At 43.5% G+C, this 13019-nt stretch carries 14 protein-coding genes; 7 read left to right on the forward strand and 7 right to left on the reverse strand.

Annotated elements, in window-relative coordinates; translation table 11 throughout:
- The first annotated feature begins 4 nt into the window (after positions 1 to 4).
- A complete protein-coding gene (locus tag ABID99_RS15595) occupies positions 5 to 961 on the forward strand; it encodes an EamA family transporter (RefSeq protein ID WP_373614270.1) in 957 nt (318 codons plus the stop codon).
- A gap of 161 nt (positions 962 to 1122) precedes the next feature.
- Here ABID99_RS15595 and ABID99_RS15600 read toward each other — a convergent pair whose 3' ends face one another.
- Positions 1123 to 2130, reverse strand: coding sequence for an ABC transporter ATP-binding protein (locus ABID99_RS15600; protein WP_373614271.1), 1008 nt, complete (start codon positions 2128 to 2130; stop codon positions 1123 to 1125).
- 171 nt (positions 2131 to 2301) lie between these two features.
- Between ABID99_RS15600 and ABID99_RS15605 the strand changes: the two genes are divergently transcribed.
- Complete coding sequence (locus ABID99_RS15605) at positions 2302 to 2511, forward strand: hypothetical protein (protein WP_090524308.1); 210 nt, start codon at positions 2302 to 2304, stop codon at positions 2509 to 2511.
- A gap of 23 nt (positions 2512 to 2534) precedes the next feature.
- Here the strand turns inward: ABID99_RS15605 and ABID99_RS15610 are convergent, their stop codons facing one another.
- Together ABID99_RS15610 and ABID99_RS15615 are read right to left on the reverse strand one after the other, a co-directional pair.
- A complete protein-coding gene (locus ABID99_RS15610) occupies positions 2535 to 3401 on the reverse strand; it encodes a ChbG/HpnK family deacetylase (protein ID WP_373614272.1) in 867 nt (288 codons plus the stop codon).
- 294 nt (positions 3402 to 3695) lie between these two features.
- Positions 3696 to 4160 (reverse strand): hypothetical protein, encoded by a 465-nt coding sequence (locus tag ABID99_RS15615; RefSeq protein WP_139159911.1) that lies wholly within the window; start codon positions 4158 to 4160, stop codon positions 3696 to 3698.
- A 355-nt stretch (positions 4161 to 4515) separates the two neighbouring features.
- Here ABID99_RS15615 and ABID99_RS15620 point away from each other — a divergent pair, with 355 nt between their 5' ends.
- A complete protein-coding gene (locus ABID99_RS15620; RefSeq protein ID WP_373614273.1) occupies positions 4516 to 6081 on the forward strand; it encodes a M20/M25/M40 family metallo-hydrolase in 1566 nt (521 codons plus the stop codon).
- Between the two features lie 234 nt (positions 6082 to 6315).
- Here ABID99_RS15620 and ABID99_RS15625 read toward each other — a convergent pair whose 3' ends face one another.
- From ABID99_RS15625 to ABID99_RS15635, 3 genes are all read right to left on the reverse strand, one after another.
- Positions 6316 to 6453, reverse strand: a complete 138-nt coding sequence (locus tag ABID99_RS15625; protein WP_167516184.1) for a hypothetical protein — start codon at positions 6451 to 6453, stop codon at positions 6316 to 6318.
- A gap of 295 nt (positions 6454 to 6748) precedes the next feature.
- Positions 6749 to 7303 (reverse strand): RNA 2'-phosphotransferase, encoded by a 555-nt coding sequence (locus ABID99_RS15630; RefSeq protein WP_373614274.1) that lies wholly within the window; start codon positions 7301 to 7303, stop codon positions 6749 to 6751.
- Positions 7304 to 7327: 24 nt separating this feature from the next.
- Positions 7328 to 8389: a helix-turn-helix transcriptional regulator gene (locus ABID99_RS15635; protein ID WP_373614275.1), complete on the reverse strand. Its 1062-nt coding sequence runs from the start codon at positions 8387 to 8389 to the stop codon at positions 7328 to 7330.
- Between the two features lie 306 nt (positions 8390 to 8695).
- On the opposite strand from ABID99_RS15635, the gene ABID99_RS15640 reads away from it, so the two are divergent.
- The 4 genes from ABID99_RS15640 to ABID99_RS15655 all read left to right on the forward strand — a co-directional run bounded on the left by ABID99_RS15640 (position 8696) and on the right by ABID99_RS15655 (position 12322).
- Entirely contained in the window at positions 8696 to 10150 is a 1455-nt protein-coding gene (locus tag ABID99_RS15640; protein WP_373614276.1) for an RtcB family protein, read from the forward strand.
- An 89-nt stretch (positions 10151 to 10239) separates the two neighbouring features.
- Complete coding sequence (locus tag ABID99_RS15645) at positions 10240 to 10680, forward strand: hypothetical protein (RefSeq protein WP_373614277.1); 441 nt, start codon at positions 10240 to 10242, stop codon at positions 10678 to 10680.
- 81 nt (positions 10681 to 10761) lie between these two features.
- Positions 10762 to 11421 carry a hypothetical protein gene (locus ABID99_RS15650; RefSeq protein ID WP_373614278.1) on the forward strand — a complete coding sequence of 220 codons (660 nt, stop codon included), beginning with the start codon at positions 10762 to 10764 and terminating at the stop codon, positions 11419 to 11421.
- A 157-nt stretch (positions 11422 to 11578) separates the two neighbouring features.
- Positions 11579 to 12322: an AAA family ATPase gene (locus ABID99_RS15655; protein ID WP_373614279.1), complete on the forward strand. Its 744-nt coding sequence runs from the start codon at positions 11579 to 11581 to the stop codon at positions 12320 to 12322.
- A 20-nt stretch (positions 12323 to 12342) separates the two neighbouring features.
- On the opposite strand, the gene ABID99_RS15660 is transcribed toward ABID99_RS15655, so the two are convergent.
- On the reverse strand, positions 12343 to 12936 hold the full coding sequence (locus ABID99_RS15660) for a dihydrofolate reductase family protein (RefSeq protein WP_373614280.1): 594 nt from the start codon (positions 12934 to 12936) through the stop codon (positions 12343 to 12345).
- Positions 12937 to 13019 lie beyond the last annotated feature (83 nt).

The raw sequence follows: 13019 nt of genomic DNA on the forward strand, positions 1-13019 counted from the left end.
TATCATGGCACCTACTACTGCAAAATCCACTTCGCCCATATTAGTTATTATAGCTTTCGCCACTGTTTATATAGTGTGGGGCTCTACCTACTTTTTTATAAAAATTGCAGTAGGCGGTTTTCCGCCGCTGCTGTTGGGCGCGCTGCGTTTCTTCACAGCGGGTTTGCTGTTAATGGCGTGGTGTGCAATTAAGGGTGAAAAGATTTTTGTAAAACAAAACATATTACATGCAGCAGTAAGCGGTTTCCTGTTGCTGGTAATAGGTAACGGTGCAGTAATATGGGCCGAACAAACTTTACCAAGCGCTATGGTGGCCATTATGGTAACATCGCCGCCAATTTGGTTCGTGCTGCTTGATAAACCCAACTGGAGCACCAACTTTAAAAGCAAAAGCACCATTGTCGGCCTCATCATTGGCTTTATAGGTGTGATACTTTTATTCCGGGATCAGATCGCGGACGTATTGGGATCATCGGCAGGTCCATCAAAATTACCAGGAATGATATTGCTTTTACTTGGTACACTGGGCTGGGCTTCCGGATCATTATATTCAAAACATTATAACACCAAAGGCTCCGTATCGGTAAATACGGCCTGGCAAATGCTTGGAGCCGGCATATTTTTTATTCCTGCAAGTTTTTTTAACAACGAGGTACAAACCGTACAATGGCACGCTATACCGGCACAAAGCTGGTATGCCCTGGCTTATCTCATTATATTTGGATCGATAGCGGCATTTAGCGCTTATGTATGGCTTTTACAGGTGAGGCCGGCCACCCAGGTTGGTACTTATGCGTATGTTAACCCGGTGATAGCCGTATTATTGGGGGTAATTTTTGCAGGCGAACATGTAACGCTGATCCAGGTTATTGGGCTGGTTGTAATATTGAGCAGCGTGTTGCTGATCAATCTATCAAAATACAGAAAGGCGAAAACAGGAGAATTAGCGGTAGCGAAGTGACGACAAGCGCTGGAACGAAAAAAAATAAAAACTATGTCATTGCGCAGCGCGGCAATCTCGTAGCCAATACATGGCCGGCTTGCATAGCTACGAGATTGCTTCGTCGTTCCTCCTCGCAACGACATTTTTATTAAAAAGTCCCAAAGAGACAAAAGTATAAATCAACTCTCCCACTTCCCAAACTCAAAATATTTGCTGATGCTGATGCTCACTTTACTACCAACGGAGTATTTACGCCTGTCGTAATTGAGTACCCGCAGTGTTAAACCATCTTTTTCAACAATAAGTTCTTCAAAAAAGCCTTTGAACAACACCATTTTCACCAGCCATTTGCTGCCCAGGCTACTTATTTTAATGTGCTCCGCGTAAACCACTACAACGCTGCGTTTACTTTTTATGCCGCAAATTTTTGCCTGGGCCGATGTTAGCCGGGTGCAGCTGGCCAGTATTTGCGCTGTGTACATTAATTTAGGCGAATGATATAACTGCTCGGGACTGCCGTTCTCCACTATTTCCCCTTCTTTAAGTACAATAAGTTCATCGGCCATGGAAAGGATCTCGGCAGGATCATGCGATACTAATACTACGGTAACTCCCCATTCCTTTACAATATACCTGATATCGTGCTGTAAACCTTCCCGGTAGGTGGCATCTACCTGGTTAAAGGGTTCATCGAGCAGTAAAACTTCCGGGCGGCTAATCAATGCTTTGGCAATGGTTACGCGCTGCTTTTCACCACCGCTTAATTTACCAAAGGGCATTTCCCTAATGGCGTAGATATTTAAAAGATTCAAAGCTTCGGTAACATGATGGATAGCCTGACTTTGATCTTCGGCAGGCAAACCTTCACATATGGTGTCCCATACCGATATTCGCGGATCAAGATCGTTATCGTGCTGCGCTACCATCCTCATAACCTTGTGGGCATGCTGAATACCTTTTTGCCTGCTTAATACCTGCTCTTCCTTAAAAAACACCTCGCCATGGTCGGGCTCCAGGGTACCATATAACAGGTTAAGCAAAGTGGTTTTCCCGCTGCCGCTTTCACCTACTATCGCTGTTATCTTTCCTTTCGGAATAAAAATGGTAACGTTATTAACCCCCGAAGACTTATCCCCAAAAAAGTTTTTAGTAACCGATATGGTTTCCAGTATCAGATCATCTTGCATCTACGGTAATTAATTTTCAGGATGTTATTGGAAAACCATTCATCCCTGGTCCAGGCTTCTAATCTAAAGAAAAGTTGAAAGCAAAAAAACTTAATATGCCAATCTGAACGACAAGCGCAAAACAAATAGTAACTAAACGCTATTTATTATCAATAACCAAATTATATAACCATGAACAAAGCCATAGGGATTGTACTCATTATTGTAGGTGCGGCCATGCTCATTTGGACAGGCTTTACTTACACCAAAAAAGAAAAGATCATTGATGCCGGCCCTATACAGGTATCGGCCGATAGGGAAAAAACTGTTAACTGGCCGCCCTACCTGGGCGGATTATTAGTTATAGGCGGCATTGTTGTAGTTGCTACTTCAAAAAAATAGGGGCTTATTTATTATCTGCCGCTTTAAGTGCTAATGTCCTTACCGGCAAGCAGTTGCTGATAATTGATCAGCTGAAACTTTTTACCCTTCATTGCTGCAAACTCGGGCGAGAGCAAGGCATTAAGTTCGGTTTGGCGGTGCAAACTGGTAAGGGGCTTACCCTCTTTTGAGTTCATCATGTTACTGTTCATATCAACCAGCACATCCATCTCGGGGCTCGGAGTAGCGGTATGCAGCACCATCATATTGGGCTTATTGGGATTTAGCTTGCTTATGTAAACTAAAAACGCTTCTTTTTTTGTAGCGATAGGCTCACCCCACATTTCTTTATAGGTTTCGCCGAAATAAGTTACACTGCTTAGGGTTGATATAGCCAGTTTGTATTTATGAGCCAGTTTTTCGGTCAGGGCGCGCAATTCGGGTGTTGAAAGCGCTATGCCCATATGAGGGTCGATATAGGTTATTTTTAATCCTGATGCCTGCGCCCTTTCAATCTGGGCCGACAACTCGGTTTCAATTTCGCTAAGTTTATAGCCGCTTTTAGCAAACGCCCGCGTTGATTGCGGAAAATACCCGTTTGAATCAACCAGGCTCGGAACAGCCGTACGGCCGGTAACAGGCCCCCAGCGATAATTTTTCCATTCGGAAGTCAATGTAAGATGAACCCCAACCGTAACATTAGGATATTGCTTTAGTATTTCAACTGCTTCCTGGTACCAGGGGCATGCAAACTGCACCGAAGCAGAAAGCGGCATACCTGTTTGAGCAGCCTTAAGCAAAGCCATATTTACAGAATGGTTCATACCGATATCATCCAGCCTGATGAGTAACCGCGGCAAATTACCATTTAGTGACTGCGCGCGTACTTCCTTGCTTCCTAAACAAGTCATCAGCATAAGTAAACAAAACAATATCCGTTTCATCATTTTTATCTTCAATAAAAAAAGGTTTACAAACGTCAGGTTGGCGGAAAACCGGCTCCTACTCAACATTATAAATATCTTATTATGAAGCTTAATAAAACAAACTAAATTGAACATGATAGCATATTGTTACATAGAGGCGAAGCACTCTCAAACTTTAAAAGAAAGACCAGTCATATCAATAAAATAATTATAAAAAAGAAGGCCACATCATTTGTTTTATGATGCGGCCCCTGGTGTGCTGCCCTCAGCAATTTAATATTATTGGGCCGAAACCAGGTCGGGATTATGGTTTACCTGGCTAATGGTGAGGGCCTGCTGAATGTTGAGCCCGGCACCCTGCTGGTCCGACATCCATTTTTGAATCAGTGCATTTAACGTGTTCAGCTGGCTGGCATAAGCATCGGGATTGGCACCTTTCAGTTTTGCTAAATAAGCCACCGCGTCGGCTATTTTTTGCGCATCTGTTTTGCCATCTTCCTGTACGGCCCAGTTTAAATCGGTAACCACTTTGGGCAGCCATAATTTAATGCCATTCACAATTACTGCTGATGCCGGCACCAGGGTTTCCAGTGTCGTTTCCAAAAACTGGCCAGCCTGGCTTGCTTCAAGGTTTTTGAGTCCGTTAGCAACTTTGTCGGCTACGGTAATGATTTCATGTACAACGTCTGAAGCGTTGTGGAACAGGGATTTTACATGATCCCACATTTTTGATAAAAAAGACATAGGTTGTAGTTTTAAGTTTATATAATTTGATTGTTGGTTCACAAACATTTAAAGCCTATACAGGCGGCCCGAACACTATAAATACTATTGCTTCAAGCTATTTGCTGATTCAGAAAACTGCAAATAGCCTCCGGGTTAAATGGCTTTAATTAGAGAAGATAAAATTGACGATAAAAACACCCGGGTAACATAGTGTTTATACGCTTTCGGGATGCGGTTTTTACGTTATTTAATGAATATCAGCCGTATTACCAATGTTTTATTGTGTTAAAGGCACGGCTTAGTTCGGGTTTTACCCTCTCATATTTATATTTTTCAAACTAAAAGCTCTATATTCAAATCTAAAACCCTCACTATGAAATATATAAAACGCAATTTTATTTTCGGCGCGTTGTTGCTTGCCGGCACCGGCAGCTACGCCCAGCAGGAAGTTATTGATACTGCAGCTTTCAGCCGTATCCGTAAGGCAGAACTTAGCAGCTCACAAATTCCGCAGATAGCGCATTATTTAACCGATGTATCCGGTCCGCGGTTAACCAATTCGCCGGGTTATGCCCGGGCAGCAAGCTGGGCAGTTGCCACCATGAAAAAATGGGGAATGGCCAATGCCGCTACCGAGCCCTGGGGCACTTTTGGCAAACAATGGGAAGTGCAGGATTTCAGTATGATGATGCGCGCACCCTATAATGCTCAGATCAGGGCTTATCCTAATCCATGGAGCCCGGGCAGCAAAGGCCTGCTGCAAGGTGAAGTTATGATAATTACATCGGCACAGGCTATAGATACTACTTATCTGAATAGTCACGCCGCGGGGTTTAAGGGAAAATTCGTGTTGGTTACCGGTGATGCGGCTGATTATAAAAAAGACTTTGAGCCATCGGCCGAAAGACTGGCCGACACCGCATTAGCCAACCTGAAGGATACTTATATGGTATCCCGCTCCATGATCGACATGTATACTACTAAATACCTGAAGATCTTTAAAACAGCAGACCGGATACTGAAAAACGCCGGTGCGCTGGCATTCATTAGCGCGGGCCGCGGTAATGTTAACGGAACCGTTTTTGTACAAGGCCGCTACGGCTATAAATTAACTGATCCGGAAACTGTACCACAAGTTACTATGGCCTCAGAGGACGGGCAGAAGATCAAACGGCTGATCCAATCGGGCCAAAAAGTTGAACTGGCCATGAGTTTTACAGACAAAACATCTACCGAAGATACAAACGGCTACAACGTAGTAGGCGAAATCCCCGGTACCGATCTCAAACTAAAATCGCAGCTGGTGATGCTGGGCGGCCATCTTGATTCGTGGCAGGCTGCTACCGGTGCAACAGACAATGCCGCGGGCTGTATTGTGATGCTGGAGGCCGTTCGCCTGCTCGATTCACTTGGGCTTAAACCTAAACGCACCATCCGCATTGCACTGTGGAGTGGCGAAGAGCAGGGTTTGCTGGGTTCATTCGGTTACGTTAAAAAACATTTCAGGGATGGCGTTAAGTTTACTGTAAAGTCCGAGCAGGCTAAAGTATCAGCCTATTTTAACCTGGATAATGGTACAGGAAAAATCAGGGGGATCTTTGCGCAAAACAACGAAAAAATGAAACCGATATTTGAACAGTGGCTAAAACCCTTTAATGACCTTGGTGCCACAACGGTAACTATGGCCAATACCGGGTCAACCGATCACCTGGCATTTGATTGGGCTGGCATACCGGGTTTCCAGTTTGTGCAGGACCCTATTGATTATGAAACCCGCACACATCACAGCAATATGGACGACTACGACCACCTGATGATAGACGATCTGAAACAGGCCGCCATCATCGTAGCCTCATTTGTGTACCAGGCCAGTATCCGCCCTGAAATGCTGCCAAGGAAACCGCTTGTAAACGAAACTTTTGTTTTTGATGGGTTTTAGGAGAATAGCACGTCCGTGATTAAATAAGCATACTAAGACGCAAAGGCAAAAAAAATCTTTGCGTCTTAGCGAAAAATATTTTCCTCAACGTATATTTTAATACAGGCTTGTTTAAACTTCAAAAAAACGACGGGTAATAAACATTACATATAAGCATCAGGAAATATCGATGCTTTGCAGAGCCGACCCCGCTTTGATCACAGAGCCGGCCTTCTTAATGGGTTTGAAAAATAGTTAAGAACGGTTAACAGGTTTCAGGATCCGCCGGTCTTCTGCTTTTTTGTTTAACCTGTTTTTAACAAATGAGTTGACCATAATAACCAGGATACAACAGGCAACTAATACGTAAATAATTAGGATGTGCTTTGGCATTTCAGTTTATAATTTCCTAAATGTAACAGGTTTGCTACATAACCTGCAAGCATTTTTTAAAATAAAGTTTCGACTAATTTGGTACAAAAGTCAAAAAAATGTCATTTTCCAATTTCGGAATTCGGATGTTCGATTTGGGATTTATCCTGAGTGATTAAATCCATGGACTCTGAAGGTTAGATGACAAAGAGGGCCTGTCAGTCTGATCCTGTCCAAGACTCGTGTGCAGAGGCCCTGTCCGCTATACTTCGACGGGCTCAGTATGACACCCATTTTTTAAGTTATCATGGATAGGTTAAGAGGAATATTTTCCGATAAAATCTGTCGGTACAAAATCGGTAAGCCACACCTTGTTTTCTGACAGATAGAATTTATGACCCAGCCGGTGCATTTCACCCGCCGCAACGGTTAACACCACAGGTTTACCATGGCGTTGACCAACCTTAACAGCCGTTTCCAGGTCGTTGCTCAGGTGTACGTGCTGCCGGCTCCGCTTTTCGAGCCCGGTTTGCAAAATCGCCTCAACCGACTGGCTCCCTGTGCCATGATACAGCACATCCGGTGGTATTTGTGCTTCATAACCCAACTCAACCTCAACCGAATGCCCCTGGTTGGCACGGATCTTCTGCCGGGCATCATCAAATGCGAAACGCTTTTTGGCGTTAGTTTCAACTATATGGTTCAGTATTTCAAGAGTTATGGCTTTACCATGTGCAGCCGCTTTCAGCAGCAACTCGTCAACGGCTACCCAGCCCTGCTCATCAAGTTTAATATTTATTGCTTCGGGCTGATGACGTAATACCAGGCTTAAAAATTTACTTAAGCTGGTCGTTTCTTTTTCGCTTATCATTAATGCTAATATAAATGCTTTATGTCACGAATTTAACAACCTGCTCAAACTACCTCCTTGCGGGATGGGGCTATCCCCAGCATAATGCTCCAGTGATTTTCGGTACAGATCCTTCATTTGCTTAACCAGAATCCGCGGACCAAGCACTTTCAGTTTAGGCCCGAAACCGAGCAATTCCCGTTCAAGCTCAAAATTCAAAACCACTTTTATGCTGAATATTGTCCCATCTACTGTAACCTGCAGTATCTTTTGGGTGTGATGTAAAGGTTTCGTAACAACATAAGGAGCGTTTTTATCATCTACCCAAAAAGTAACCTCAACATCGCGCTGTCCCGCGGATTTAGTTACGCCTAATACATCATTATAATAAGTAGCCAGGTTAACCTGTGTATTTTCAATATAATTATCAGCGTGTACTTCGACAGTCTGAATCCTGTCAAGCGCCAGTGTAAGCAATTGTTTATTTCCTACATTCTTTACTCCCAGCATAAACCAGCGGTTACGGTACTCCTTCAGCAAATAAGCGCTGAAGCAAAATGTACTGGCCTCCCTTGCTTTGAATGACTGATAGCTAACACACAACGTATTCTTGCTTACAATAGCCTTGCGGATAATCTCAATCCATTCCAATCCCTTCAAGTTATCGTTCTTTTCAAAATCAACTACCGGCACACTGTGTGTTTTCTGGCTGTAGATCTTGTCTTCCAGTTTGGTTACCATTTCGTTAAGGTCGGCAAAATGCCCCAGGCCTTTAAACTGCCCCAGCAAACCGGCTACCTCGCTAAGCACCTGCATGTCCTGGTTATTGAGGGGGATGTTATTGATGCTGTAATTCTTGTCGGAGTAGGTGTAATACTTTTTATCAACCACTACAATAGGCGCTTCGTACCCCAACTTATTACTGCGCATCATTTCAATATCGGCCTGTACGGTGCGGCGGCTTACCCCGCTGTCTATCCCCTGGTATTCGTACAAAGCTTCGGAGCAGGCTTCAATCAGACCGTCAAGTGTCCACTGCCGGCGGCGGTTTTGCAGGCAACTGTCAATGGTTCGGTAACGGATAAGGGCATTGCGGTTTACGGGCATATTTTGATTTCGGATTTAGGATGTTTGTCAACACCCGTCATTGCGAGGTACGAAGCAATCCCAAACTTTACAGGGAGATCTGCATAGCCGCTCTACCTATTGGGGATTGCTTCGTACTTCGCAATGACGGTCTTAATAAATGAATAGCGGATTAAATACAAACTCCTCATTTTTTTTATAATATTATTAAATTATTTTTTACTACGCAAATACATTGCGCAGTTGCAATTTTACTTTGTATCGTTAAATAACAAAAGCAGCTAATTAAGAAACCCCTCCGCCAATTGGCGGAGGTTTAAGAGCGCTATGGAAAAGATAAAAATAAGCAACAACGAATTAACCTCATTAGGTATTAACGACGTAAAGATATTAGAGAACTTTAGCCGTGTGGCCAATGGCCTGTTAAAACACGGTGTAATGGATAAGGAGCAGATCCTGGCCACCCTGGAAGCCCTTATTGACGACCCGATGCCTTACGCCCTTAAAAAAGGCGGTAAGTTCAAGAACCTGGCCGAAGCGGTAATCGACTTACGAAAAGAAGGGAAATTTTTGAAACAGCCGCGAACCAACTTCGCACTGAAACAGGAAATTGCCGATTTCCCGGTTTACGGCCTTGAGCATATTGAAGTGGGTGCGCTTGCACAGATGAAAACCGCGGTTAAATTACCCATAGCCGTTGCGGGCGCTTTAATGCCCGATGCCCACCAGGGTTATGGCTTGCCTATCGGCGGCGTGCTGGCTACAACTGCCAATACCATCATCCCCTTTGCGGTTGGGGTAGACATTGCCTGCCGCATGTGCCTGAGCATTTTTGATTTGCCTGCCGGTGTGGTTGATACCGAAACCGACATGCTTAAAGGCCTTTTGCTTGATCATACCAACTTTGGGATTGGCGGGGTTACCAAAACGCATTTTGATACCTCGCTGTTCGACAGCCCTGTATGGAGCGAAACCAAGACAATCCGGAACCTGAAGAATAAGGCTTATGCCCAATTGGGAACTTCAGGTACCGGCAACCACTTTGTTGAATGGGGTGAGCTTACCGTTGCCGAAGATACCCTCGAAGGCATCCCGACAGGTAGTTACCTGGCTTTGTTATCGCACTCGGGCTCACGCGGGTTTGGTGGGAGCATTGCCGATCATTACTCAAAAATTGCTATGAGCAAAACCAAGCTTCCGCATGAAGCCAAACATTTGGCATGGTTAAATTTAGATAATGACGAGGGGCAGGAATACTGGATTGCCATGAACCTTGCCGGCGATTATGCCAGTGCCAACCACCACGAGATCCATAATAAAATAGCACGTGCGCTTAACCTTAAACCGGTAATGATGATAGAAAACCATCACAACTTTGCCTGGAAAGAGCAGCTTGCCGATGGTACCGAAGTAATGGTACACCGAAAAGGCGCTACTCCGGCAGGCGAAGGTGTATTAGGGATCATTCCCGGCAGTATGAGCACACCTGGCTTTGTAGTGCGCGGTAAAGGCGATGCGGCTTCTATCAACTCGGCCTCACACGGTGCAGGCCGCTTAATGAGCCGAAGCGCCGCCTTCAAAACTGTCGACCCGAAAGCAGTTGCCGCTAACCTGGTAGATAAACGCATCACCCTGATGGGAAGCGACCTGGACGAAGCCCCGATGGTTTACAAGGATATCCATGCTGTAATGGCTGCCCAGCATGATTTGGTTGATGTATTAGCCAGCTTTCAGCCGAGGATTGTGAGGATGGCGGATGCGAAGGAAAAGCCGGAGGATTAGATGCCCCCGGCCCCCTAAAGGGGGAGTTTGTATTTCCAATTTAACCGATTGCAGCTAAGATTTGCAACAATTATTCAATTATTAAAAGTATGTGTTACGCAGTTTTCATAGCTACTTCAACTCCGCAGCAGGCAAGCGACTTCGTGGCAGGAAAAACTTTAATTTATCTAATACAACCAAGTGCAGATGAATTGACGGGTTTAAAAGATAAATTAAGCCTGCCTTATGTTTATTATGTTGGTTCAGATGCTCAATGCTCATGTGGACTGGAATTTCATTCTCATTTATTTAATGATCCGGAATGGCAGGATAGTAAACCAACAGTGCAGGCATTTATCGATCTATTAAATAAGCTAACTATCGACGACGACATTGAATACTATTGCTGTTGGGATGGAGACTGGCATGAACCGATTGAAAATAGTCGTATAATTGACATTCGCAACATCTCACTTAAAGTGAACTATTTTGATTTAATTGAGAGAGAATTTATCAAGTTTAAAAGAAACATTCCTAAACAAACCTGCTAATCGTAATTAGTAATTGCCAATCAAAACCTATAACGAAGGATATTTACTTGATTAACTTACACCTCCATCATAAATCGTTAAATGTCCACATCACCGCAACCATATAACCTCTTGCTTGAAGTATTTTATTGGGGCCTGCAATGGGAACTAATTACAAAAGCCGAAGCTGTAAAATGGGCCGATGATATCATCATCACTACAGAAGATATTCCGGATTATTTTTTCATTGAGCTTTCAATGAGCAAGAGCGTTACAGAAGCAAAGGTACTTATCAAAGACAAAATAGGTATAAGCAATGCAACTATTATAGGCAATGTATTGCTCGGGCTAATTTATTATAAACTCAATAGCAATAATATCGGGTTACAAAAAGCATGCGAAGTAATGGACCGCATCGCGTTAAATGATACGATGGCCGGTGACAAAATGGGTTCGTTATACCAGTTTAGCGATGAGCTGCAGGAAGCATTCCGCCCGGAACACTACGACTATCTGCGTATTGAAATATTAGAATTTTTATCGATCTATAGAGATTTTGCATTGGACAATTACGATATGTGGCCTTCCATAAATGACCAAATCGAGACACTCATTTTTAATATAACACAACAAAGAATTGAGCAAAACGAGACAGTCAAGCAGGCGCAAAACCCCATCAATTTTATACACCAGTTTACTATAAACAATGGCATTGTATATATTGATATTGGGAGCCGAAATAGTAATATTATCAAAGGTTGATTTAACATATAAATTCAGTAAAGATCTCTATGCTATATCATTAATAATATTGGCAATTGCGATGTGTTATCCTGTTGTATGGGTGATATATCGTGCACTGGCTAAGCTATTTCGATTATAATCTTTATTCACCTCCAATCCCTATCTTTACCCTACTATGGAAGCTAAACCTTTTCTCCAGGAGATCCAACTGAAACGCGATACGGTACCATCTTTTGATGCCTATCCATTTCACATCCCTTCCATCAGAAGCCTAAAGTCATTAAAGTTCCATCGCGATGTTACTTTTATCATTGGCGAAAATGGTTCGGGGAAATCAACACTGGTAGAAGCCATCGCTTTGCATATGGGTTTCAGTATCGAGGGCGGCTCAAAAAACGCGCAGTTTCAAACGCATAATAATTCGTCGCAACTTTTCAATTATTTAACCGGTATAAAAAGCTACAAAAAGCCAACCGATCATTTCTTTCTTCGGGCCGAAAGCTTTTATAACGTAGCCACCTATATGGAAAACGTTTATGAAAACGACAAAGGCAGGTTTGAACGGCAATACGGAGTAAGGTCGCTTCATGAATGCTCACACGGCGAATCGTTCATGGCAACGCTAACCAACAGGCTTACCGGCAACGGGCTTTACATATTTGATGAGCCCGAGGCCGCCTTATCGCCAAACAGGCAAATGGCGGCACTCTCGCTCATCAATACGCTTGTGAATGAAAATTCACAGTTCATTATAGCCACCCACTCCCCCATTTTATTAGCCTACCCGGGCGCAACCATTTACCAGTTAGACGATTCGGGCATAAAACAGATTCATTACGAAGAAACGGAGCATTATATGGTTACCAAACATTTCCTGAATAATTATGAGGAAATGACGCGGATCCTTTTTGGAGAGTGAGCAACTCCCTCCAAAACCTTTTAAGCTCCCATATTACCGGTCTTAACCTCCCCGGCGCGTTTGTAATTAACAAAGACCACTCCGCTTGGTGTAACGGTGCTTTCTGTTACCTCCAAAGTCGTAGGCATGGTGTCCTCACTGAATATGGTTTTCCCTTTGCCAAGCAGTACCGGGTATATTTTAAGCCAAAGCTCGTCTACCAAATCATGTTTCAGTAACAGCTTAACCAATTCTCCGCTGCCCCAAACTTTGATGTCCGAACCTTCTGAATTTTTCAGTTTTTTAATATCATCTACACTTTTAAGAAACACGCTGTTGTTCCAATCGGATTTATCCTTTGTATTGGACAATACGTATTTGGTTACATCATTGATACCTGGCCAGTAATCTGCATGTTTAGGCCAATACTCCTCAAAAATATCGAACGTTTTCCGGCCTAACAGAATGTCTGTGGCTTCCATTTGTTTCTGCATGAGTTTAGCAGAAACCTCATCCATAAAAGGTGCCGACCAGCCGCCATATTTAAAACTGCCTGATTGATCTTCTTCCGGACCACCGGGTGCCTGCATTACGCCATCTAATGTCATGAATGTTAAAACGATTATCTTTCTCATAAGATTTACCTCCTGATGTGGTTGATGTTTAAAATTTGTTTTTTATTATGATACAAATCTCAGCAATAAGGCAATAATGCCTG

Source organism: Mucilaginibacter sp. OAE612, assembly GCF_041806395.1.
In the GTDB taxonomy this organism is placed as follows: Bacteria; Bacteroidota; Bacteroidia; order Sphingobacteriales; family Sphingobacteriaceae; genus Mucilaginibacter; species Mucilaginibacter rubeus.